Annotated in this window: 19 protein-coding genes; 8 read left to right on the top strand and 11 right to left on the bottom strand. The window is 63.9% G+C overall.

Annotation, left to right across the window (positions count from 1 at the left end; genetic code table 11):
- Positions 1-109: 109 nt before the first annotated feature.
- The 11 genes from IVB31_RS17320 to ugpB all read right to left on the bottom strand — a co-directional run bounded on the left by IVB31_RS17320 (position 110) and on the right by ugpB (position 13,265).
- The gene (locus IVB31_RS17320) at positions 110-832 is read right to left on the bottom strand and encodes a GntR family transcriptional regulator (protein WP_247324403.1); all 723 of its coding nucleotides are present in this window, start codon (positions 830-832) and stop codon (positions 110-112) included.
- Between the two features lie 4 nt (positions 833-836).
- Positions 837-1,229: an oxalurate catabolism protein HpxZ gene (hpxZ, locus tag IVB31_RS17315; RefSeq protein WP_247324402.1), complete on the bottom strand. Its 393-nt coding sequence runs from the start codon at positions 1,227-1,229 to the stop codon at positions 837-839.
- Position 1,230: 1 nt separating this feature from the next.
- Positions 1,231-2,625, bottom strand: a complete 1,395-nt coding sequence (locus IVB31_RS17310) for an AtzE family amidohydrolase (protein ID WP_247324399.1) — start codon at positions 2,623-2,625, stop codon at positions 1,231-1,233.
- Between the two features lie 7 nt (positions 2,626-2,632).
- The gene (locus IVB31_RS17305) at positions 2,633-2,812 is read right to left on the bottom strand and encodes a DUF4089 domain-containing protein (protein WP_247324396.1); all 180 of its coding nucleotides are present in this window, start codon (positions 2,810-2,812) and stop codon (positions 2,633-2,635) included.
- A gap of 19 nt (positions 2,813-2,831) precedes the next feature.
- Positions 2,832-4,565 (bottom strand): ABC transporter ATP-binding protein, encoded by a 1,734-nt coding sequence (locus IVB31_RS17300; RefSeq protein ID WP_247324392.1) that lies wholly within the window; start codon positions 4,563-4,565, stop codon positions 2,832-2,834.
- A 106-nt stretch (positions 4,566-4,671) separates the two neighbouring features.
- On the bottom strand, positions 4,672-5,571 hold the full coding sequence (locus tag IVB31_RS17295; protein WP_247324386.1) for an ABC transporter permease: 900 nt from the start codon (positions 5,569-5,571) through the stop codon (positions 4,672-4,674).
- A gap of 9 nt (positions 5,572-5,580) precedes the next feature.
- The gene (locus IVB31_RS17290; protein ID WP_247324385.1) at positions 5,581-6,594 is read right to left on the bottom strand and encodes an ABC transporter permease; all 1,014 of its coding nucleotides are present in this window, start codon (positions 6,592-6,594) and stop codon (positions 5,581-5,583) included.
- Positions 6,595-6,790: 196 nt separating this feature from the next.
- Complete coding sequence (locus IVB31_RS17285) at positions 6,791-8,413, bottom strand: ABC transporter substrate-binding protein (protein ID WP_247324384.1); 1,623 nt, start codon at positions 8,411-8,413, stop codon at positions 6,791-6,793.
- A 322-nt stretch (positions 8,414-8,735) separates the two neighbouring features.
- Positions 8,736-10,010, bottom strand: a complete 1,275-nt coding sequence (locus IVB31_RS17280; RefSeq protein WP_247324383.1) for a helix-turn-helix transcriptional regulator — start codon at positions 10,008-10,010, stop codon at positions 8,736-8,738.
- 732 nt (positions 10,011-10,742) lie between these two features.
- Complete coding sequence (locus tag IVB31_RS17275) at positions 10,743-11,702, bottom strand: aminoglycoside 3'-phosphotransferase/choline kinase family protein (RefSeq protein ID WP_247324382.1); 960 nt, start codon at positions 11,700-11,702, stop codon at positions 10,743-10,745.
- Between the two features lie 222 nt (positions 11,703-11,924).
- Positions 11,925-13,265 (bottom strand): sn-glycerol-3-phosphate ABC transporter substrate-binding protein UgpB, encoded by a 1,341-nt coding sequence (gene ugpB, locus IVB31_RS17270; protein ID WP_247324380.1) that lies wholly within the window; start codon positions 13,263-13,265, stop codon positions 11,925-11,927.
- Between the two features lie 187 nt (positions 13,266-13,452).
- On the opposite strand from ugpB, the gene IVB31_RS17265 reads away from it, so the two are divergent.
- From IVB31_RS17265 to IVB31_RS17230, 8 genes are all read left to right on the top strand, one after another.
- Positions 13,453-14,448 (top strand): TRAP transporter substrate-binding protein, encoded by a 996-nt coding sequence (locus IVB31_RS17265; protein ID WP_247324379.1) that lies wholly within the window; start codon positions 13,453-13,455, stop codon positions 14,446-14,448.
- 53 nt (positions 14,449-14,501) lie between these two features.
- A complete protein-coding gene (locus IVB31_RS17260) occupies positions 14,502-16,532 on the top strand; it encodes an ATP-binding protein (protein ID WP_247324801.1) in 2,031 nt (676 codons plus the stop codon).
- A complete protein-coding gene (locus IVB31_RS17255; RefSeq protein WP_247324367.1) occupies positions 16,502-18,247 on the top strand; it encodes a DUF3369 domain-containing protein in 1,746 nt (581 codons plus the stop codon). Before IVB31_RS17260 ends, IVB31_RS17255 begins: the two co-directional genes overlap by 31 nt.
- A 52-nt stretch (positions 18,248-18,299) precedes the next feature.
- The gene (locus IVB31_RS17250) at positions 18,300-19,037 is read left to right on the top strand and encodes a response regulator (RefSeq protein ID WP_247324365.1); all 738 of its coding nucleotides are present in this window, start codon (positions 18,300-18,302) and stop codon (positions 19,035-19,037) included.
- Between the two features lie 433 nt (positions 19,038-19,470).
- Positions 19,471-20,082 carry a sigma-70 family RNA polymerase sigma factor gene (locus IVB31_RS17245; protein WP_247324363.1) on the top strand — a complete coding sequence of 204 codons (612 nt, stop codon included), beginning with the start codon at positions 19,471-19,473 and terminating at the stop codon, positions 20,080-20,082.
- 425 nt (positions 20,083-20,507) lie between these two features.
- A complete protein-coding gene (locus IVB31_RS17240; protein ID WP_247324362.1) occupies positions 20,508-21,206 on the top strand; it encodes a cytochrome c biogenesis CcdA family protein in 699 nt (232 codons plus the stop codon).
- Between the two features lie 31 nt (positions 21,207-21,237).
- The gene (locus IVB31_RS17235) at positions 21,238-21,801 is read left to right on the top strand and encodes a thioredoxin family protein (protein WP_247324360.1); all 564 of its coding nucleotides are present in this window, start codon (positions 21,238-21,240) and stop codon (positions 21,799-21,801) included.
- 87 nt (positions 21,802-21,888) lie between these two features.
- Complete coding sequence (locus tag IVB31_RS17230) at positions 21,889-22,863, top strand: hypothetical protein (RefSeq protein ID WP_247324358.1); 975 nt, start codon at positions 21,889-21,891, stop codon at positions 22,861-22,863.
- Positions 22,864-23,084: the final 221 nt, after the last annotated feature.

The raw sequence follows: 23,084 nt of genomic DNA, 5'->3' as shown, positions 1-23,084 counted from the left end.
TCGTAGGGTGGGTTAGCGCAGCGTAACCCACCTCTTCTGTCTCTGCGGATGCGAACAGTGGTGGGTTACGCCTTCGGCTAACCCACCCTACGGCACCGCGTGCGCAGCCCTACACCGACACCGCGTAGATCTCGTATTCCCCGCGCACCAGCTCGATATGCGCGCGCATCGCAGCTGCAGCGCCCTGCTTGTCGCCGCGCATGATGGCGACGACGACGCGGTCGTGCTCGGCTTGCGACTTGGCAAGACGTCCGAGGTTGCGGAACTGGGCGCGACGGAACGGCTGCACGCGCACGCGTGTGGCCAATGTGATCTCGGCGATGTAGCCGTTCTGCGAGCCCGCATAGATCGCGTTGTGGAAGCGCTCGTTGACCTCGTGGAAGCGATCGGGATTGCCGGCGTAGCTGAGAACCCGCAGCTCTTCGTGGATGGCCTCCAGGCCGTGGCGCTCGGCCGCGGACATGCGCTCGGCGGCAAGGTCGGCGCACAGCGCCTCGAGCTCCGCCATCGCCTCGAACATGCTTGTCAGCCGCTCGAACGAGGGTTGCGCCACGACCGCGCCGCGATGGGGCCGTGCCTCGACGAGGCCGCTCGCCACCAGCTGGCGCAACGCCTCGCGCACCGGCGTGCGCGAGACGCTGAAGCGCCGCGCGATGTCGGTCTCGTCCAGCGGCGCGCCGGGCGCCAGCGTTCCACGCACGATCTCGTCGGCGAGCTGAAGGCGCAGCTCCTCGGCGCGCGTTACCTTGTGCACGCTTGGCTGCGCCCGGTCGACCCGTGGCACCACCGGCTCGGCCGGCAGTGTTCCGGGCGGAAGATCGTCAAGCGTCATACGGTCAGGTCTCTTTCGACTCGTCGATGATGCTGACATGGGCGGCGACGACGCGCCAGCCCTCCGGGAAGCGAATCCAGGTCTGCATCTGCCGGCCGACCTTGCCGGGAGCCGTGTCGCGATAGAACAAGGTGGAGGCCACGGCCGTGTCGCGGCCATAGCTCGATATGACGGTCTTGGCGGTGCGGCGGCTGAGGCCAGCCGGCGAGCGGCCGGCGCGGAAGCCGGAGATCGCCTCATAGCCATAGAGGTTCTCACCGATGCCGTAGCGCAGCGTACGAGGATCGTTGCGGAAGAGCTCGCCGAGCACGGCGACGTCGTTGGTGATCAGCGCCTGCTCATAGCGCTCGAACGCGGCTTTGACTTCTGCGATCACGTCGGGGAGATCGATCTCCATTTCAAAATCCTTTTGGGCTGGGCGCGGCGACGACGCCCATCTTCTCCAACGCGTAGGCGACGCGCAACGCGATGTCCTCGCGCCAAGGGGCGCAAATGATCTGCACGCCGATCGGCAGCGGCTCGAGCGGCACCGGTACCGCCACCACGGGCAGGCCGATGAACGAGATCGGCTGGGTGTGGATGCCGATATTGGCGCGCACCGGCAGCTCGACGCCGTCGAGATTGAAATTGACCTGGCCGAGCTTTGGCGCGGTGCACGGCGTTGCCGGCGCGAGCAGGACGTCGACGGACTTGAAGATCTCGGCGAGCTGCGCGCGGTACCAGCGGCGGAATTTCTGCGCGCGGTCGACCAGCGGCGCCGGCACCATGGCCCCCGCAATCAGCCGGTCGCGCACGGCGGGATCGAAATCGTTCGGACGCTTGCGCAGGCGATCGAGATGCAGCGAGGCACCTTCGGTGGTGCTGATGACATAGGCCGCCGCACGGGCCCGCGCGGCTTCGGGCACATCGACCACGCGTGTTGCGCCCAGCGCCTTGGCGACGCGGCTGATCGCTTCGACAGCTTCCGGAAACACGTTCTGCTGGAAGTACCCGCCGGCGATCGCGATGCGCAGGTCCGAAACCGGATTGGCGAGCAGCGGCGTCGTCGGCTCCAGCCCGCGCGTCGTGCAGGCGGCATCGTCCGCATCCGGTCCCTGCATCGCGTCATAGGCGAGCGCGAGATCGGTGGCGGAGCGCGCGAACGGGCCGAGATGATCGAGGCTCGCCACGAACGGAAACGAGCGCGCGCGAGAGAGCCGGCCATAAGTCGGCTTCAGGCCGAAAATGCCGCAGAACGACGACGGCACGCGGATCGAGCCGTTGGTATCCGACCCGAGCGCGATCGGCACCAGCGCGCCGCCGACGGCGCTGCCGGAGCCGCCGGACGAGCCGCCGCTCATGCGCGTGGTGTCATGCGGATTGCGCGAGGGACCGTCATGGACGTTCTCGCCGGTGAAGTCGTAGGCGTATTCGCCCATGTTGAGCGCGCCGACCAGCACGGCGCCTGCGGCTTCCATGCGCTCGATCAGTGTCGCGTCGCGCTTCGCGGGGGCACGATCGCGGTTGATCTTCGAGCCCGCGCGGGTGGCGAGGCCCGCGACGTCGAACAAATTCTTCACCGCAAACGGGACGCCGGCGAGCGGGCCGACGGACTTGCCGGCCGCGAGATCGGCGTCGATCGCGCGCGCTTTGGCACGGGCCCGATCGGCGGTGACGTCGGTGAAAGAATTGAGGACGGTGTCGTGCTGCTTGATGCGCGCAAGCGCTGCTTCGGTCGCATCGAGCGCCGACATCCTGCGGCCTGCCACTGCACTTGCGATCTCGGCGGCCGTCATCTCTGGCTTGGTGGTCATGGCGGCGTCAGACAGTAAATACGGGCGCCGGCTCGGTCTCGTCCGGCAGCGCGAATTCGTCGACCATCCGGCCAAGCCGCAACGAAACTTCGAGATTGGCGCGAATGGACGGCCTCCAGGCCTCCTCGACCGGCAACGCCAGCGCTTTCGCTACGGCATCGATATAGTCGTCCAGCGGCTCGGCCATCACGCTCCCAAACAATCTCTCAGTGCGCCGGCAACGGCGGATGCGGGATCGCCGTCAGCAGCTCCTTGGTGTAGTCGTCCTGCGGATCGCTCAAAACCCTCTCGGAAGAGCCTTCTTCGACGATTCGACCCGACCGCATGACAATGACACGATCGCACAACAAGCGCACTACGTTCAAATCATGCGAGACAAACAAATAACTCATACCTAGCCGCGCCTTGAGGTCCTGGAGCAGGTTGAGGACCACGGCCTGCACGGAGACGTCGAGCGCCGCCGTCGGCTCGTCCAGGATCACGAGCTTGGGATGCAGGGCGATGGCGCGGGCGATGCCGACGCGGGCCTTCTGGCCGCCGGACAATTGGTGCGGAAACCGATCCAGCAGATTGTGCGGCAGGCCGACCATGGTGGCGAGCTCCTCGCAGCGAAAACGCAGCGCGTCGCGCCCCCTGATATTGTCGAGCTGCAAGATGGGATCGGCGATGGCGCGCACGGCGGTAAAGCGCGGGTTGAGGCTGTCGGTCGGGTCCTGGAACACCATCTGGATGCGGCTGCGCTGCGGCAGCCGGGCAAAAGAGGCAGGCGCCATGGCGCCGATGTCCTCGCCGTCGAACTGGATCAGGCCGGAGGTCTGGTCGAGCAGACGCATCACCATCATCGAGGTGGTCGATTTGCCGCAGCCGGATTCGCCGACGAGACCGACGCTCTCGCCATGGCCGATCGAGAAGCTGATGCCGTCGACCGCGCGGAACACATCGGGCTCCAAAGGCGGCTTGCGACCGAACAGCTTGCCGAGGGTCGCGGTCGCGCCCTGGCGGGGATATTCCTTGACCAGCTTTTCGATGAGGAGAAGGGGCGCCTTCTCCGCGCCCGCTGCGACTGTCGGAGCGGTTTCGTGCGCCGCGCTTGCGGCAGCGAGCGCAGCGCCCTCCTCCTCCGGCAGCAGATCACGCAGGCTCACACCAAGCCGCGGCGTCGCGCGCATCAGCTTCTTCGTATAGGGGTGCTGCGGGTTGGCAAAAATGTCGGCGGCCTTTGCGGTCTCGACCACCCGGCCCTTCTCCATCACCACGACCCGGTCGCAATAGGCGGCGGCCAGGCCCAGATCATGGGTGATCAGGATGGTCGACATCGCCTTGCGCTTGGTCAGCTCGACGATCAGGTCCATCACCGCCTTCTGGGTGGTGACGTCGAGGCCGGTGGTCGGTTCGTCCGCGATCAAAAGCTGCGGATTGCAGGCCAGCGCCAGCGCGATGACGACGCGCTGGCACATGCCGCCTGACAGCTCGAACGGATAGGCGTGGTAGCGCTCGCGCGGGCGGGCGATCTTGACCTGCTCCAGCGCCTCGATCGCCTTTTCGCCGCGGTCGGAAACCATGGCCTGCTGCACATGGGTGCGCAGCACGTCCTCGATCTGGTCGCCCACTTTGCGGATCGGGTTCAGCGCCGCGCGCGGGTTCTGAAAAATCATCGAGACTTCGCGACCGCGCAGATCGCGCATCTGGTCTTCGGTCGCGGCCTTGACGTCGATGCCCGAGAACATCACCGAGCCCTCGGCGATCCGCCCGGCACGGTCGAGGATGCGCATCACCGCATAGGACGTCACCGACTTGCCGGAGCCGGACTCGCCGACGATGGCCAGGGTCTCGCCCTTGGCGACGGAAATGTTGACGTGCTGTACCGCCTTGACGATGCCGCGGCGGGTGGTGAATTCGACGGTGAGGTCCTGGACGTCGAGCAGGGGCTGCGCGGTCATGGGTGCCTCCCGTCACTCAAAAGGTCGAAAACAACCCCATGCACAGTAGAGAAGGGTCTGAAATTACTGGGGGATTTTTGGCGGAAATTTACGCGGAAGCCGGCCATCACGTCCTCCGCTGGGGGTCGACGATGTCGCGCAGGCCGTCGCCGAGGAGGTTGAAGCAGAACACGGCGATCATCAGCGCGAGGCCCGGGAACAGCGCGATCCACCATTCGCCCGACACCATGAAACCCGCGCCTTCCGCGACCATGATGCCCCATTCCGCCGTCGGCGGGCGGACGCCGAGGCCGATGAAGGAGAGGCCCGCGGCATTGAGGATGGCGTAGCCCATGGTCAGCGACATCTGCACGATCATGATCGGCATGATGTTCGGCAGGATGTGCACGAGGAGAATGCGGAATTCGCCGTTGCCGGAGAGACGCGCGGCCTGCACGAAGCCGGCGTTGCGGCGCACGTTCGCTTCGGCCCGCGCGACACGGGCATAGAGCGGGAAGTTCACGATGGCGGTCGCCAGGATGATGTTCTGCACGGTGTTGCCCAGCGCCGCGACGATGCCCATCGCCAGCACGAACAGCGGGAAGGCCATGATGGTGTCGGCGATGCGGCCGACGATGCGATCGGTCCAGCCGCCGAAATAGCCCGCCGCAATGCCGGCGAGCCCGCCCATCAAGAACACCAGCACGACGGAGGCAACCGCGATGAACGTATCGAGCCGCGTCGCCACGACGACGCGGCTGAAGATGTCGCGGCCCAATTGATCGGTGCCGAACCAGTGCGCCATCGAGGGCGGCTTCAACGACGCGGCGGTGTCGGACGCCAGCGGATCATACGGCACCACATAGGGACCGAAGATCGCGGCCAGGAGAATCACGATCAGCAGGGCAAAGGAAAAGCCCGTGACCTTGTTCTCGCCGAGCACGTAGCGGGTCTGTTCGAGGAGCGCGACAAATCCCGATGTGCGCGCGGGTCCAACGGGTTCAACAGCAGGCGCAACGGTGCTCATTGTGTCCCCCTAGCCTTCCAGCCGCACGCGTGGATCGATCACGCCATAGAGAATATCGATCACGAGATTGAGCAGCACGTACATCACCGCCATGGTCAGCACGAAACCCTGCACCGGCGCGAAGTCCGACGAGATCAACGCTTCCACCGCGTAGGAGCCGATGCCGGGCCAGGCGAACACTTTCTCGACCAGCACGTTGGCGCCGAGCAGGAACGAGAACACCATGCTGAGCGTGGTGATGACGGGGAGCATGGCATTGCGGAAGGCGTAGGTGACGATGACGGTCGCCGGCGACAGGCCGCTGGCGCGCGCGGTGCGGACGAATTCGGACGACAGCACCGCCAGCATCGAGGCGCGCGTCATGCGCGCGATCGGCGCCAGCGAGAAGATCGCGAGCGTCGTCGCCGGCAGGATGAGCTGGCTCGCCGCCGAACGAAACGCCTCGAGATCGCGCGCGATCAGCGTGTCGATCAGGTAGAAGCCGGTGACCGTCGGCGGCGCGCTGTAGAACACGTCGAGCCGGCCGAGCGGCGCGGGCGACCAGCCGAGCTGGAAGTAGAAGACGTAAACCAGCACGAGGCCGGTGAAGAACACCGGTAGCGACACGCCGGCTGTCGTCGTCACCCGACATAAATGATCGACCCATGATCCCGGCCGCGTCGCCGCCAGCACGCCGAGCGGAATGGCGATGACGATCGAGACGATGAGTCCAAGCAAGGTCAGTTCGGCCGAGGCCGGCAGGCGGTTGCGGATTTCCGCGGCGACCGGCTGGCCGGTCGTCAGCGAGTTACCGAAATCGCCATGGGCGAGATCGTTGCTGTAGCGGAAGAACTGCTCGATCAGCGGTTTGTCGAGGCCGAGTTTTTTGCGGATCTGCTCGACGGCTTCTTTCGTCGCGGCGGGGCCTGCGAAGTACGCGGCGGGATCACCCGGCAGCGCACGCGTCAGCAGGAAGGTGACGATGACGACGCCGATCAGCGAGGGAATCGCGAACATCAGGCGCTTGCCGATCATGGTCAGCATGGGACGCTCCTTCTGCATAGCGATTGGGAGTTGGATCGCACGGCTTGCGTCGCTGCGTTCCCTCCCCCCTTGTGGGGGAGGGCTAGGGAGGGGGGTGGCTCCGGGAGAGATCGGAGTTCGTGGCTACCCCTCTCCCCAACCCTCCCCCGCAAGGGGGGAGGGAGCCTGAAGAGCGTGCTCACCTCACCCATGCACCTCACCCCTTCGCCATCGCGCGATAGTCGAGGCGGCGGTGGAACCAGTATTGGTAGCCGCTGATGTTCTTCTGCATCGCGACGTTGACGAAGGGCTGGTACAGCGGAATGCGCGGGATGTCACTGTAAGCGAGATCGACAAAGCCCTTCACGTCGGTGTCGTAGGTCGCGATGTCGCCGGTGGCGGCGGCGGTGCGCGCGCCGTCGATCAGCTTGTCCATCTCCGGCGACTCGTAGCTCATGGTGTTGAAGACGGAATTGTTGCCGTGATAGCACCAGTAGAAGAAGTATTCGGGGTAATCGAGCCAGCCCGAGAACACGTTGGTGAAGAGCGGCATCTCCTTCTTGTTCAACTCGGTGCGCCAGTTGGCGCCGGGCACCTTGTTGATGGTGGTCTTGATGCCGATCTGGGCGAGGCTCTCCTGCACCAGCACGCAGAGCGGCTCGTTGACTCCGGCGAAGTTGAGGTCGAACGAGATCGTGGTCTCGAAGCCGTTGGCGAGGCCTGCTTCCGCCATCAGCGCCTTCGCCTTCTCCATGTCGGTGTTGTATTTATGCGGCTGCGGCCAGGCGACTTCGGTCGGCTTGTCCTTGGCCGCGCCGAACATCGGGTTCGCCAGCCCGAACATCACCGCGTCCATGATCTTCTGATAGGGAATCGCGTAGGCGACCGCCTGACGCACCTTGGGATTGTCGAACGGCGGCTTGGTGACGTTCATGCCGATATACTGGATGCCGTTGGAGAACGGCAGCGACACCACGTTGAGCTTGCCGCTCGCCTTCATCTCCTGGAAATCCTTGAACGGCAATTCGTAGGAGATATCGGCGTCGCCGCGCTCCAGCAGCGCACGGCGGTTGCCGGCCTGCGGCACCATGCGCCAAATCACGCGCTTGATCTTCGGCAAGGGACCGCCGACCCAATCCTCGTTGCGCTCCATCACCACTTCGGTGCCGGCGGTCCACTTCGTCACCTTGTAGGCGCCGGAGCCCGCGGTCTGCTGCTTTGTGTACTCGAGACCCCACGGGTCCTTCTCGCTGGCGTTCTTCTTCACCAGCTCAGAGTTGATGATGCAGGGCACGATGACCGCGAGATCGGGGATCGTGAGCCGGTCCTTCTTGGCGAAATCGACGCGGATCGTATAGTCGTCGATGACGACGAACTGCTCGGGTTTTGTCAGCGAGCCCGCGCTCATCTGGAAGGTCGGAAAGCCGCCGACGCTCACCGCGCGATCAAGCGACCATTTCACGTCCTTCGCGGTCACCGGCGCGCCGTCGTGGAATTTGGCGTTCTTCTTCAGCTTGAAGGTGACCGACATGTCGTCGATCTTGAAGTCCTCGGCGAGCTCCCCCTTGAGCTTGTCGCGGTCGTAATAGGGCACGCCGCCGGGGCCGCTCTTCATCTCGTGGCTGATCAGCCGGTCGTAGCAATTCCAGGACACCTCATAGCCGGGGACGTTGGTGCCGACGCCGTGGATGTCGAGATTGTTGGGGCCACCCTCCGAGACGATCAGCAGCGTCTCCGAGCGCGCGTCGGCATAGGCCGAGGAGATCACGGACGGCATGGCCGGAAGCGCCGCGCCAGCGGCCAATCCGGAAACGGACTTGAGGAAATCGCGGCGCTTCATGAAATGGCTCCAACACAAAAGTTTCTGGCTGGAACTGGATTCGCAAGGTTCGTGCCAAGGCTTAACGGGGCTTTGGAAGCTCACTAAGCTATTGGTTATACGTATGATTATATCTTTTCGACCCAGGATCCGAGCGCAGCCCGGATTGTAGGGAATTGCATACAAAGACGCATATTTGCTTAGAAAATAGACGACGAGCATCGGCCTCCGGCTGGCTCCCGAGCGTCAGTCGCTGTCGTTTGGCAAAAGCCAAAACGCATAGTTCCAGGAAAAATTGGCAGCGGCCGGTTCGCACTAAGCCTGTATGCAACCGACGTCGCTGTCAGAAGTAGTCGAATGTTCGAAGGGCGCAGGCAGCACCGGACGACCAAATTGGGCGCTCGGCGATGAAACGCTTCACACTTCCCTCGTCGAAAGAAACTTTATGTAATGTTTGGTTTTCTTTCCGGTCTTTCGCCTTCTGCCATGCGCCATACAGCGTATCGAAATCGAGATCGACCTCCGCGAACGCCAGAAAATTAAACTGATAGAACTCCAGATCGCAGCCGAACTCAAAAATAACTAGCCGCTTGATAATGTCCTCCAACGGACGCTTAAGGATGCTCCTATTCACACCCAGTTCTTCGGAGAGCGCGCGATAGGCAGCGTCGTGTATCGTTGTCGACCCCGCTCCTTCCGCGCCCGGACGTATACCTTCTACAACAGCAATGTCATACTCGCCTTTTCTGAACGTTTCATCGAACGACCTTTGACCAATCACGATGGACTTTGCGTCATCGCAAATGACGTTGACGCACACACCAATTCCAGAAGCGAGGAAGGCTACTGGCTTGAGTGGAATAGTAGCCTCCTGCAGAGTTCGCCAACGGTGACCTGCGCCGGCTGCTTGCTTGGCGATTACGTTGTAGCGATACCAGGAATGCTGAAGCCTTAGCGTAAGATGGGGGCGCTCCTCTACGTCCTTACCAAGGTCCGTGACAATGGACCGAACAGCAAAGTCGGGCTCGTCGCGTGAGACGCCGGGCATCCCTTTCGCCGATAGAAGACAAAAGGTTGGGTTATCAGTCCAGCCACGAACGCCGTCCGCTTTTTTCTGCTCATTCTGCGCCAAGGCTTGATTCGCCAAGTTCTTGAAGTCATCAGGGGGAGCAACCTCAGATGCTTCAACAACGACGTTGATTTCACCTGGCATAAATCCGCCGGAAGCGGCCTTTTCCACCTCAAGCCAGGTCGACACCTGATCGCCAACACGCAACGCATCGCCAATGGCCGGCCCAAATTCGCCAATAGCCAGATTTCGCATGCGCCATCCGGCGATTAGGTGTGGATTTGCACCGGAAACGGCATTGAGGTTCGGATCGTCCAGTACGGCTCGGACCTCGTGCACGGAGAGCCCATAAGCCGTGAGCAACGCTTTTATTAGTGCCGGAGAGGGGTTACGTGATCGGCTCGTCTCGACGTTGCGAAGGTGATCAGTATTCAGCTGATACCCAGTCACTTTCAGAACCCAATCAGGCACTTCGGCGCGGGTAAGCCCGAGCTTCCCAAGCTTCTGCGCCTCCTCACGAAATCGAGGATCAGCCTCAAGATTTAGCACTCGCCTCCCTACTGATTCCCGCAGGGCCACAAGCAAGCGTCCAATTCGCGATGGAGGTAGAGCGATTGACCGGCCCCGCCGGTCAGCAACACCTGGGCGCTTTGTCAACTTATTCTCCTGCCAAAATTCGGGCCGCCGACTAGGATCGATTAGTGTGATGGTTTTGCCGCTCCACTAATGGAGCGCTACCATGAAGCGATCTGAACCTCACCAGAGGAGCCATCCCCAGACGAGCGGACAACAAGATAGGGCGTCGACACAAATACGAGAGCTTGAGGCCCCAGCAACCGATGAAAGAGCCGTTCGGGATCTACTCACTCAACTTATCTTCCTGCTGGAAGCCAGTCACGATGTGTGCAGTTCAAACGGGATCAGCATAGCAGCGGCAGCTTACAAAGCTCGCGAAATGTTGGCACGTCTTGATGATGACAGCACAGATCGTGCGGCAGTCGAACGCAAAATACGACATCTATTCAGCGCCCTTCGGCAAGATAGACAAGTCTGATTGGGACTCGCCGCACGGCCCGGCGAGGGATGACATTCGGCCCCAAGTAATCAAATACTGCGTGAATTTCGGTGCTTGGTGCGGCGCAAGTGGTTCTATACGCATCCAAAGTTTTCTGCGAGGTATCAACCGCGAACCATTACCAAACGTCTCCCTAAGGTGATAAGTTTGGATTGACTCCGTTCGCAGTGCTTGCCCATGACGACACGAAGATTGGCTCCGGCCACTCACCCCGCCCAGATCAGCTCCTGAAGCTGGACCAGATCGTCGGCCTGCTCCTGCCAGCCCTCCATGCAGATGTGGCTGTTGAGATCGCTGGCGCGGTGCAGCAGCATCAGGGCCATCAGCCGCCGCTTCAGCGCGAAATCTAGTTTCGCATAGCCAAAGCCTTCGAGCAGGTTGCGCACCCTCCCCGGCCGGCCTGCGGCCATGAAGGCGCTGGGGCCGAGCAGATCGTAGTCGCGCCATCCCACCAGCACGTCGCCGAAATCGAACAGGCCGGCGAGCGACCATTGATCGTCATGACAGGCGAGCAGAAAGTTCTCGGGAATGTATTCGCCGATCAAGATCACCGGCGGCGCGTCCATCGGGATCAGTTCGGCGGCATCACGCAGGAGGTCGTCGAGGCCGGCCAGGAATTTTGGCGCAAGGCCGAGACGCGTGTGCCGGGCCTTGCAGCCTTGCATCTGGGCACCCATGAAATCGTCCCAGCGCGGCTGTATCTGCGCGAGCGGGCCGAGCGGCGCGCGCTGCACGGCGGCGATGGTCTCGCCGATCTGGCGCAGCACGCGCTCCTTCTGATCTTCCGGAAGTTGCGGCCAGACCTCCGCGCCGAGCGTGCCTGATAGCCGCGTGATGATGAGATAAGGCCAGCCGTCACGCATCCCTTCCGCGACGATCTCGGGGATCGGCAGATGAAGGCGGCCGGCAAGCTGCGTCAGCGAACCGCGCTCGGAGACGAATTGCGCTGCGAGCTGCGGCGGGAAGATCTTCAGGATCACGCGGTCGCCGAGCCCGACCACGAGATTGGTGCCGGTCGAAAATACATGCGGCGCGCTGACATCGAGATCATGGCCGCGCGCGATGTCGAGCGCGATCGGCAGCCATCGCGAGGGATCAGAGCGCCAGGCGCGAAAACTCTTGGCGTCGGTGAAAGCCGGAAGCATTTGCGATGGAACGTTCGTCATCAGTGCTCGCTCATGCAAGCCGGCTTTGGTTGATGAGGTGCATGCCAGGAAAGCGGTGCACCTCTCCCGCTTGCGGGAGAGGTCGCGCCGAAGGCGCGGGTGAGGGTTCTTTCTTCTTGGGGAGTGTCCCGATGCGGAGGCACCCTCTCCCCAACCCTCCCCCGCAAGCGGGGAGGGAGCGCATCTCGTTCGTGACTACACCGAGGCCAAATCCCACTGCCACTATCTATCCGGGCTGGCGCGCTCGAACTGGCGCAGCAGCTTGTTGCCGCGATCGACGGCGGAATCGAGCGCTCCTTGCGCGCTCTTCTGGCCGGAGAACGCCTGCTCCAGCTCGTCCTCGATGGCGCCGCGGATCAGCACGAAGGAGCCGAGCCGGATGCCCTTCGAATTCTCCGTCGGCGGATGCAGCGTGATCTCCTCGAACGAGATCGCCGAGCCCGGATTGCGCTCGTAGAAGCCCTGCGCGCGGGTCAGCTCGAAGGCGGCGCGGGTCACAGGCAGATAGCCCGTGTTCTGGTGCCAGGCGGCCTGAACGCCTGGCTGCGACAGATAGGCGAAGAACCGCGCCACGCCCTTGTATTCCTCACGCGGGCGGTCGCGCAGCACCCACAGCGTGGCGCCGCCGATGATCGAGTTCTGCGGCGCGCCCTTCTCGTCGGCCCAATACGGCATCATGCCGTAGCCGATCTCGAACTTCGAATTGGCCTTGATGTCGGCGCGCGTCGCCGAGGAGCCGATGAAGATGCCGCATTCGCCGTTCTGGAAGCGCGGCTCGGCCGACTGGCCGCGGCCGCTATAGTCGAACAATTTTGTCTTTTGCCACTCGCTGAGCTGGGCGATGTGCTTGACCACGACCGGATTGTTGATGGTCAGCTCCGCATCGAGGCCCGCAAAACCGTTGGTCCGTGTCGCCAGCGGCAGATTGTGGAAGGCGGAGAAATTCTCGACGTGAATCCAGGACGGCCAGGACGTGGTGAAGCCGCACACCGCGCCGCGATCGCGCAGGCGCTTTGCCGCGGCCCCAAGCTCGGGCCAGGTCTTCGGCGGCGTCTCCGGATCGAGGCCCGCGTCGCGGAACATGGTCTTGTTGTAATACAGGATCGGAGTCGAGGAATTGAACGGGAAGGACAACAGATTGCCGGCCGCGTCGGTGTAATAGCCGGAGACGGCGGGAAGGTAATCAGCGAGCGAGAACGGCTCGTTCATATCGCGCATCAGGCTGAACACCGGATAGATCGCGCCCTTGGCCGCGGTCATGGTGGCGGTGGCGACCTCGTTGACCTGGACGATCGCAGGCTGGCTGCGCGAGCGGAAGGCGAAGATTGCGGCCGTCACCGTCTCGGTGTAGTTGCCCTTGTAACTCGGCACGATGCGGTAGTCGGATTGCGAGGCGTTGAAATCGGAGGCGAGCTTTTCCAATTGCCGGCCGAGTTCGCCGGACATCGCGTGCCACCACGCGATGTCCGTGGCAGCGCGCGCCTGTGCGGTGAACGTGAAGACCGCGGCGGCGGCAACGACCTGCAAAAAGCGCAATGCTGAATTCACGACGGCTCTTCCCATCCCGCGCGGCAAAAGGCGACCGCCTCCTGCTTAAGGCGGGGCATTTCCAGTTTCAACCGGGAATGAGGGCCAGACGCGACACACAATCACCCCGCGGGCCCACGCGGGATGGCCTTCCCTTGACCATCTGCTAGATTGCATTGAACCTTTTCCTCCCGCCATAGACTCCACCACTGAGGGGTTGAGTGTGCCAGTGTTGAACCGTGCCGAACGCTCGCGGACCGGGGTGGTTTTCGTCGCGCTTCTGATCGCCATCTGCGCGACGGGCGCCGTTGCGCGCGAATTCCGCGCCGCCGACACCCAGACCGAGGATTACCCGACCGTGCAGGCGCTGCGCTACATGGGCGCCCTGATCGCCGAGCGCAGCGGTGGCCGGCACGAGATCAAGGTGTTCCACTCCCGCCAGCTCGGCGAGGAGAAGGAGACCATCGAGCAGACCCGGGCCGGCGCGATCGACCTCAACCGGACCAATGTGGCGCTGATCGGCAATTTCGTTCCGGCCATGAACGTGCTGGCGATGCCGTTCCTGTTCCGGTCCATCGAGCACATGCAGAAGGTGCTCGACGGACCGATCGGCGGCGAGATCCTCGGCAGTTTCGAGTCCTACGGCTTCGTCGGGCTCGCCTTCTACGATTCCGGCGCGCGGTCGATCTACAACGGCGTCCGCCCGGTCAGAAACATCGCCGACCTCAAGGGATTGCGGATCCGGGTGCAGCAGTCGGAGTTGATGAGCCAGATGATCCGCGCGCTCGGCGCGGAGCCGGTCGAGATGCCCTATGGGCAGGTGCTCACCGGGCTTGCCAACCATCTGATCGACGGCGCCGAAAACAACTGGCCGTCTTTCGTGACGACGGACCATTACAAGCATGCCGGCTACCTCGCGCTTACCGAGCACACGATGAGCCCCGAAGTGCTGGTGATCTCGCTGAAGGCCTGGAAAAGCCTGTCGGCCGACGACCAGACCATCTTCAGGGAAGCCGCAAGCCGCTCCAGCCGATTCATGCGCGAGAAGTGGCGCGACCTCGAGGAGCAGTCGCAGCGCAAGGCGGAAGAGGCCGGCGTCATCATCGTCAGGGATATCGACCGCAAGCCGTTCGAGGACGCGATGGCCGCGATCTACGCCAAGGCCGGGCAAGATCCGGCCGCGGCCGCCCTGATCGAACGCATTCGCAAGGTGGAGTGAGCCTCTTGCCCGGGCTTGGACACAGCGAGCACGCAGACAGGCCGCCCGGCCCGATCGGGCGGCTGCGCGCGCGGCTGGTCGGCGTGCTCCGGGCGGTGCCGATCCGCTGGCGCATCCTGTCGATCGCGGCGCTGAACTCCGCCGTGGTGGTGGTGCTGGTCGCGCTGATCTGGAACGGCTCGCAGGTGCTCGGCTCGGCCTGGGACGACGTGCGCCAGGTGCGCGAGTCCGACCGGATTCTGGCGCTGCTCGAAAGCGAGACCGGGCGGCTGCACAATCTGATCCACCGCTACATCAACCAGCCCAGCCCGGACCTGTTCGCCGAGATCCTGCTGCTGCGCGAGGCGGTGCTGGGAACGCTGGCCAACCGCGCCGCCAAGGACCCGATGCTATCAGGCTCGGTCGAGGAGCTGGAGCGCACCACCGACCGTTTCCTCAACGGCTTTGGCGAGCTGCGCGGCGTGCAGGCCACCATCGCCAGGACCTATGAGGAGCAGGTGCAGGGACCGGCCAGAGACATGGCGGGCCTCTACTCCGTCATCGAAGGCGCCACCGGCCATCGCGACGCGCTGATCTGGCCTTCGCTCGGCAAGTCGCGCGAGGCCTTCACCGCGATGCTGGTCGCGGCCAATTCCTACTATCTGTCGCTGTCATCGGGTGCGGCCGACGACGCGCGCCGCAACACCGAGACGATCGAGAAGACCATCCCCGTCATGATCGATCTCGCCGACAACGATCTCCAGAGATTGGCGCTGCAACGGCTCGGGGCCCGCACCGCCGCGCTGCGCGAGGGCTTTGCAAAGCTCTCCGAGCAGCTCACGAGCCGCACCGAGCTGCTGCGCAACACCATCGACGCCAACCAGGCCGAGGCGATCGGCGCCATCGACGACCTCTCCACCAAGATGCGCCAGCGCGAGCAGAAGGCACAGGAGACGTTCGACCGCACGCTGGCGGACATCTCCCGTCGTGTTCTTTCCATTGCCGTGATCTTCCTCGGCATCATCCTCACCGCCGGCGTGCTGATCGGGCTGTCGATCCGGCTGCCGCTGCAGCAGATCATGGCGGCGATGCGCGCGATCACGCTCGGCGATCTCGGCCGCGAGGTGCAGGGCACGCGCGCGCGCGACGAGGTCGGGGCCATGGCGCGCGCCGTGGAAGTATTTCGTGAGAACGCGATCGCCAAGCGCCAGACCGAGGACGAGCTGCGCGCCTCCAAGGAGAAGGCCGAGAGCGCGCTGCTCGAGCTCAACACCGCGCAGCAGAATTTGATCGATGCCGAGCGGCTGGCAGCCCTCGGCGGCCTCGTCGCCGGCGTCGCGCACGAGGTCAACAATCCGATCGGCATCAGCCTGACCGTCGCCTCGAGCTTGGCCCGGCGCACCGAGATCTTCGAGGCCCAGCTCAAGGGCGAAGGCGGCCTGCGCCGCTCGCAGCTGGAAGAATTTGTGCAATCCTCACGCGACGCCTCGCAGCAGCTCGTTGCCAACCTCCAGCGCGCCGGCGAATTGATCCAGTCGTTCAAGCAGGTCGCGGTCGACCGCTCCCATGCCGAGCGGCGGCAGTTCTCATTGAGCGAGGCCACCGACCAGATCATCGCGAGCCTGCGCCCGGTGCTGAAGCGCTCGCCGATCACGCTCCATGTCGACATGCCCGAGGGGCTGCTGCTCGACGGCTATCCCGGCTCCTATGGTCAGATCCTGACCAACCTGTTCCTCAACGCCGCCAACCACGCCTTTGCCGACGGCCGTGCCGGCACGATCACGATCTCGGCGCGGCCGCGCGGGGCCGACGACGTCGAGATCATCTTCACCGATGACGGAGCCGGCATGACCCCGGACGTGCAGCGCCAGGCCTTTGACCCATTCTTTACCACGAGGCGCAACGAAGGTGGCACGGGACTCGGCCTCCATATCGTCTATAACCTCGTCACCCAGCAGCTCGGCGGTCGCATGATGCTGGAATCCAAGCTGGGACAAGGCACTACTTTTCGCATTATCATGCCCCGGGTCGCCAAGGGCGGCGGGCAAAGCACAGAGACTGACGGGACTTCTCAATGGCCGAACAGGACGATGTCCTCCACCTGATCGACGACACCGGTACCGCGTCGGAGGATATTGACACCCGGAAATGGAAGATCGCCGTCATCGACGACGATCAGGCCGTGCATGACGGCACGCGTTTTGCGCTCTCGGACTACAATCTCAACGGCCAGGGCCTGGAGATCCTCTCCGCCCATTCCGCCGCCGAAGGTCGCAAGCTGATGGCCGCGCACGGCGACATCGCCGCCGTGCTGCTCGACGTCATCATGGAGACGGATGTCGCCGGCCTCGAACTGGTCGAGTTCATCCGCAACGAGCTCAAGAACGAGACCGTGCGCATCATCCTGCGGACCGGACAGCCCGGCCAGGCGCCCGAGCGGCGCGTGATCGTGCAGTACGACATCAACGACTACAAGGCCAAGACCGAGCTCACCGCCGACAAGCTGTTCACCTCGCTGACCGCGGCGCTGCGCTCCTACCAGCAGCTCGAGCGCATGGTGCAGACAAGGCGCGGGCTCGAGATCATCATCGATGCGGCGTCGACGCTGTACGACTTCAAGTCGATGCAGCGGCTCGCCGAGGGCGTGCTGACCCAGCTCGCCTCGCTGCTCAATGTCGATTGCGCCGGCATACTGGTTTTGCGCGACAATGGCGGCATCGACCCCGAGCTCTCGGTGCTCGCCGGCAGCGGCTGCTACAGCCGCTTCATCGGCATGACGTCATCCAAGGCACTCGACCCTGATTTGCGCGCGATGGTGGAAGCCGCGTTCCAGGGCCGCAAAAACGAATTCGCCGACCATCGCAGCGTGATTTACTTGCGCACCGGAAGCGGCCGCGAGGTCGTGGTGCTGCTGCAGGCCGAGCGCGAGCTGTCGGAGACCGACCGCTCGCTGGTCGAGATCTTCTCCAGCCGGCTCTCGATCGCCTTCGACAACGTCATCCTCTACCAGCAGCTCCAGGCCGCCAACACCCAGCTGGAAGACCGCGTTGCCCAGCGCACCCGCGCGCTGATGCAGGCCAACCGCCGCCTGTCGGCGCAATGGCTGCGGCTGCAGCGCGCCAACGGCTTCAAGAACGAGATCCTGGGCACCGTCGCCCATGACCTGAAGAATCCGCTCGGCGTCATTCTCGGCCGCACCGAGATGCTCAAGGAGCTGATCTCGACCGGCGCGTCGTCAAGCGGCGTGGTCGCCCAGGTCGATCACATCCGCGACGCGACGAAGCGCCTGACCACGATGGTCGATCATCTGATCTCGGACGCGATGGCCGATGCCTTCGACATCACCATCCGCCGCGAGCCGGTCGACGTCGCGGCCCTGGTCAAGGAAGTCGCCGAGGCCAACCAGCCGCTCGCCGTCAACAAGCAGCAGGCCATCAGCGTCACCGCGCCGGCCAACATCGTCACCATGTGCGACACCGACCGCATCCGCGAGGCGATCGACAATCTCATCAGCAACGCCATCAAATACTCACCGATCGGCGGCAAGATCGGCGTCGCCGTCACCCATGAGGGCCATGACACCGTCATCCGCGTCAGCGACGAGGGCGCCGGCCTGTCGCCGGAAGATCTCGGCCGTCTGTTCGGCCGGTTCCAGCGGCTGTCCGCAAAACCGACCGCCGGCGAGAGCTCGACGGGGCTTGGGTTGTCCATCGTCAAGCGTATTATCGACATGCACGGTGGAGAGGTGACCGCCGACAGCGACGGCCCCGGCAAGGGCTCGACCTTCACCATCACCCTCCCCGCGACCGAAATACCGTGATCTCAAGACCATGACCCCAACACCATGACCCCAAGACCGTGACCCCAAGACCATGACCCAAAGCCAGCACATCATGATCGTCGACGACGAGGCCCCGGCCCGGGAGATGGTCGGCGATTACCTCAAGATGCACGGCTTCACCGTGACGCTGTGCGACGGCGGCAAATCCTTGCGCACCGCGATCCAGGGCGGCATGCCCGATCTGGTCGTGCTCGACCTCAACATGCCCGAAGAAGACGGGCTCTCGATCATCCGCGACCTCAAGAGCCGCATCAACGTGCCTGTCATCATGCTCACCGCGACCGCGAGCCCGATCGACCGCGTCGTCGGCCTCGAGCTCGGCGCCGACGATTACGTGGCAAAGCCGTGCGAGCTGCGCGAACTGATGGCGCGTATTCGCTCGGTGCTGCGCCGGAGCACGCCAGTGAAAGCCGTGGCGGCGGAAACGGCGGCGACGAAATCGGACAAGGACCAGTTGGTACGGTTCGGGACCAAGTGGCTCGATCTCGAAGCGCAGGCCTTGCGCGACGACGAGGGCAACGAGCACCCGCTGACCGCATCCGAGTTCGGGCTGCTCAAAGTGTTCGCGGCCAATCCGAAGCGCGTGTTGTCGCGCGAGCGGCTGCTGGAATTGGCCAATGCGCGCGACGCAGAAGCCTTCGACCGCGCCGTGGATCTGCGCATCATGCGCATCCGCCGCAAGATCGAGCCCGACCCGACAAAACCCGCCGTCATCCGCACCATCCGCGGCGGCGGCTATCTGTTTTCACCGGTCGGCGAGAAGGCGTAGGGGCGGGCGGCACTCCCTCCTGTGTCGTCCCGGCGAAGGCCGGGACCCATACCGCGTGATCCATCGTGGGTGCAGGTTCTGGTACCGTGGGAAGACCTCTCCACTGCCAGTCTTCGTCAAACTTCTCCCTGTGGTTATGGGTCCCGGCCTTCGCCGGGACGACAGCTGGGATTGAGGCGACATCGAACGCAAAAGCCCGGAATACGTTCCCGGCGCCTCCGTCCGCCTCTAATTCCCCACCCCGTATTTTCCGTATATTGAAATTCCACGCTTTTTTGCCCCGAATGTTTCGTCGCACCCTGTCCGACGAAACAATTTGGCGGCGCACGAAACCATTTTCCCCTTTTCGTGCAGACGTCCCGAAACGTTGGCTCATTAACACTTCGGTCCAAGGAAACGCCGCTCGGTTGCGGCGCTACGGGGAGCCAAGTCAATGCCGAACGTCATCGCCATCAACGCCCAAGCCAGCCAGAGCATCATTGCCGCTCAGGCGACCTCGGACGTCATGCTTCTCGAAAGCATTGCCGACGGCAACCGGACGTCCATGCACATCCTTTATTGCCGGCACAATGTGCGCGTCTACCGCTTCATCCTGCGGATCGTGCGCGACGCCACCACGGCGGAAGACCTTGTCAGCCAGGTGTTTCTGGACGTGTGGCGGACCGCCGGCCAATTCCAGGGCCGCTCGCAGGTTTCCACCTGGCTGCTCTCGATCGCCCGCTTCAAGGCGCTGACCGCGATGCGCCAGCGCCGCTTCGAAGACATCGACCAGGAAGACGTGCGACAGATCGCGGACGGTTGCGACACGCCGGAGACTTCGCTCGACCGCAGCGACACCAGCGCCATCCTGCGCGCCTGTGTTCAGAAGCTGTCACCCGCGCATCGCGAAATCATCAACCTCGTCTACTACCATGAGAAGTCGGTGGAGGAGGTCGGTCAGATCATCGGCATCCCCCAGAGCACGGTGAAGACGCGGATGTTCTACGCCCGCAAGCAATTGGCCGAATTGCTTAAGGGCGCCGGCGTCGAGCGCTTCGCTGCCTAACACAAGTGATTTCAAGGGGATAAGATCGCCCATGCGGCCCTCTCCCCGGACACGGAAGTGTTACCGCCGACGAAACAATTGAAACAAAGCACAACATCAGGCGGAAAAACTTCCCTCCTATAAAGCTCACATACGGTTTTGCTTAAACCTCCCAAGGACCTCCAACGACCCGGACGGGATGCCCCCCGCCGGGTCGTTTTGTATTTGGGGCCAAGTTCGCGCCGCGCGCGGCGGGTGAGGGTTCTTTCCTCTTGGGGAGCGTCCCGGCGCGGAGACACCCCCTCCCCAACCCTCCCCCGCAAGCGGGAGAGGGAGCGCACCGCCACTGTGGCCGGCACCTCTCCCGTCACGAACGTGTGACGCCACGTAACGACCGCCCCACCCCGCCCGAACCAACCTTGTGACCCCCATTCACGAGTGCCCCGATGCTCGAACTCACCTTCGCCGTCCTTGCCGGCATCCTCACCATCGCCGCGCCCTGCACGCTGCCGATGCTGCCGATCCTGCTCGGCGCCTCGATCGGCCGCACCTCGCATCTGCGCCCCGCCATGATCGCGCTCGGCTTCGTCGTCTCGTTCTCCGCGACGGCTCTGCTGTTAGGGGCGATCACCCGGCTGTTCGATTTCGATCCGAACGTGCTGCGCGAGGCGGCGGCGATCCTGCTGCTCGGCTTCGGCCTGTTGATGCTGTGGCCGGCGCCGTTCGAATGGCTGTCGATTCGGCTCAACGGCTGGCTTGATCTCGGCAATTCCGGCGCCACGCAGCGCGAGGGCGCGCTCGGCGGTCTCGTGCTCGGCACCACGCTTGGCCTGGTCTGGACGCCCTGCGCCGGCCCCGTGCTCGGCTCGATCCTGACGCTGGTCGCGACCACGAGGAATCCCGGCTGGGCCGGCACGCTGCTGATTGCCTATGCCATCGGCGCGGCGATCCCGATGCTGGCGATAGCCTATGGCGGACAGGCCGCCACCACGCGGGTGCGCAGTCTCGCGCAGATCTCGCCGCGGCTGCAGCAGGGCTTTGGAATCGTCGTGATCGGCTTCGCGCTCGCCGCCTATTTCCAATACGACACGCTGATCGTGGCGTGGCTCACCGGCTTCTATCCCACCGGCCAGATCGGCCTGTGATCAACCCTCACCTTCACCGGAGGATTTTTCCATGACTTTCAAACTGCTCGCCGTCTCTGCCGCGCTGATCGGCATCGCCGTGACCGGGGCCGTCATCCCCGGCGTCTGCGACGAGGCCGCGCCCACGACGCCGATCACTGTCGCAGCCGCAACCCAGGGGACGGCGCCCGACTTCACCGGCATCAATACCTGGTTCAACTCAAAGCCGCTCAACATCGCCGATCTCCGCGGCAAGGTCGTGCTGGTCGATTTCTGGACCTATGGCTGCGTCAACTGCGTCAACACGCTGCCGCACGTCACCGAGCTCTATGCAAAATACAAGGACAAGGGCCTCGTCGTGGTCGGCGTGCACACGCCGGAATTCCCGTTCGAGCGCTCGGCCGCCAACGTGCAGGCCGCGCTGAAGCGCCACGGCATCACCTATCCGGTGGCGCAGGACAATGATTCCAGGACCTGGAACGCGTACCGTAACCAGTATTGGCCGGCGCAATACATCATCGACCAGAACGGCAAGATCGTGTTCCAGCACGAAGGCGAAGGCCGCTACGACGAGATCGACCGGACGGTGGGCCGGCTGCTGAACGCCAGCAGCTGATACCTGGTTGCGGCGGTCTCGTCCTTGTTGCTTGACTCCATGGACCTGTCCGTGGAGTTTCGCAGGCCTCGCAATCAGCCGCCCGCGATGGACGACGCGACCACCAGCACCGACATTCGCCTTCGTGAAGGCGCCTCGATCGCGCAGCGGCTGGTCATGTCCGGCTTTGCGGCCGCCGTGGCGCTTTGCTTCACGCCGGGCCTGTTCACCCACGATCCGCTGGAGGTGATCATCTCCGTGGTCGCCCTCCTCGTGGGAGCCGCGTTCGTCGGAATCATCATGCTGGCGCCGGCGGTGGTGTGGATCATCACGCCGGACGAGATCTTGATCGGGGAGCAGCGCCCGTTCGGAAAGCTCCGCACGCGGGTGGTCGCCAAGGACGACATCAAGGGATTGCAGGTTCCCGGCAGCAAGAGGGCGAAAGCCCGCTTCCAACTGGCCTTCACGCTGGCCTCCGGAGAACGGCTGACGTCGCCGCCGATCGCCGATGTCACGCATGTGCACGACACCGTGGCGCGGATCGCCGCGCAATTCGACGTTCCCGACGTCGAATCTCCGGTCAATCCGCTCGATGCCAGCAATCCCGAGATGCGTCTCGGCGACCCGCTCGAGCCGTTTTCCGCGAGGGACAAAGGGATCGTCGCACTGATCGCCGTCGCAATCTGCGCCGTTCCCTACGCCTACAAGCTCTGGCGCGGCCTGTCGCCCGGGCCGGTGGACATGATGCTGCTGCCGGTTGGCGCGATCGCCGCTTTCGCCGTGCACCGATACGCCAATCTGGTGACGGGCGCCTTCTGGATCATCCGGCAAGGCGATATTCGCGTTGAGCGCCTATGGGGCGACGGCACGCTACGCGTGGACCATATCGAAGGGCGCCAGGTGAAAGCGATCACGGTCGAGCGCCGCGGCCGGTCCGAAGACGAGCACTGCATCATCGTGATCAGGCTGCTCGCAGGGCAGCGATTTCGCAGCCCCCGCATCGGTTCGCGGCCTGAGGCCCGGGCCGTCGGCGCCGAGATCGTCCGGCGGCTCGGGATTGCGCCGGAGAATGACCAGATTTGAAATCGATGCCTGTTGGCGCGGATGATTTAGCCACGTACTCGCTGCAACCTCTCCCGCTTGCGGGGGAGGTCGGCGCGCAGCGCCGGGTGGGGGGCTCTCGCCCCCATCGGGAGTATCCCATTGCGGAGACACCCTCTCCCCGACCCTCTCCCGCAAGCGGGAGAGGGAGCGCACCGGCCTCGCGGCAGTAACCTATGCTTTTCGCGCCATCCCCTGTTTGT

Source organism: Bradyrhizobium sp. 21 (assembly GCF_023073335.1).
Lineage (GTDB): Bacteria > Pseudomonadota > Alphaproteobacteria > Rhizobiales > Xanthobacteraceae > Bradyrhizobium.
Note: the sequence above shows the minus strand (reverse complement) of the source record. Positions and strands in the feature narration are given on the sequence as shown.

Coding starts and splice junctions, on each gene's coding strand:
- IVB31_RS17285 (WP_247324384.1), bottom strand. CDS start 8,413: ATGAAGCGCCGCGATTTCCTCAAGTCCGTTTCCGGATTGGCCGCTGGC.
- IVB31_RS17305 (WP_247324396.1), bottom strand. CDS start 2,812: ATGGCCGAGCCGCTGGACGACTATATCGATGCCGTAGCGAAAGCGCTG.
- IVB31_RS17245 (WP_247324363.1), top strand. CDS start 19,471: ATGCCGAACGTCATCGCCATCAACGCCCAAGCCAGCCAGAGCATCATT.
- IVB31_RS17275 (WP_247324382.1), bottom strand. CDS start 11,702: ATGACGAACGTTCCATCGCAAATGCTTCCGGCTTTCACCGACGCCAAG.
- IVB31_RS17255 (WP_247324367.1), top strand. CDS start 16,502: ATGGCCGAACAGGACGATGTCCTCCACCTGATCGACGACACCGGTACC.
- hpxZ (WP_247324402.1), bottom strand. CDS start 1,229: ATGGAGATCGATCTCCCCGACGTGATCGCAGAAGTCAAAGCCGCGTTC.
- IVB31_RS17300 (WP_247324392.1), bottom strand. CDS start 4,565: ATGACCGCGCAGCCCCTGCTCGACGTCCAGGACCTCACCGTCGAATTC.
- IVB31_RS17230 (WP_247324358.1), top strand. CDS start 21,889: ATGGACGACGCGACCACCAGCACCGACATTCGCCTTCGTGAAGGCGCC.
- ugpB (WP_247324380.1), bottom strand. CDS start 13,265: ATGGGAAGAGCCGTCGTGAATTCAGCATTGCGCTTTTTGCAGGTCGTT.
- IVB31_RS17290 (WP_247324385.1), bottom strand. CDS start 6,594: ATGCTGACCATGATCGGCAAGCGCCTGATGTTCGCGATTCCCTCGCTG.
- IVB31_RS17235 (WP_247324360.1), top strand. CDS start 21,238: ATGACTTTCAAACTGCTCGCCGTCTCTGCCGCGCTGATCGGCATCGCC.
- IVB31_RS17320 (WP_247324403.1), bottom strand. CDS start 832: ATGACGCTTGACGATCTTCCGCCCGGAACACTGCCGGCCGAGCCGGTG.
- IVB31_RS17240 (WP_247324362.1), top strand. CDS start 20,508: ATGCTCGAACTCACCTTCGCCGTCCTTGCCGGCATCCTCACCATCGCC.
- IVB31_RS17295 (WP_247324386.1), bottom strand. CDS start 5,571: ATGAGCACCGTTGCGCCTGCTGTTGAACCCGTTGGACCCGCGCGCACA.
- IVB31_RS17310 (WP_247324399.1), bottom strand. CDS start 2,625: ATGACCACCAAGCCAGAGATGACGGCCGCCGAGATCGCAAGTGCAGTG.
- IVB31_RS17250 (WP_247324365.1), top strand. CDS start 18,300: ATGACCCAAAGCCAGCACATCATGATCGTCGACGACGAGGCCCCGGCC.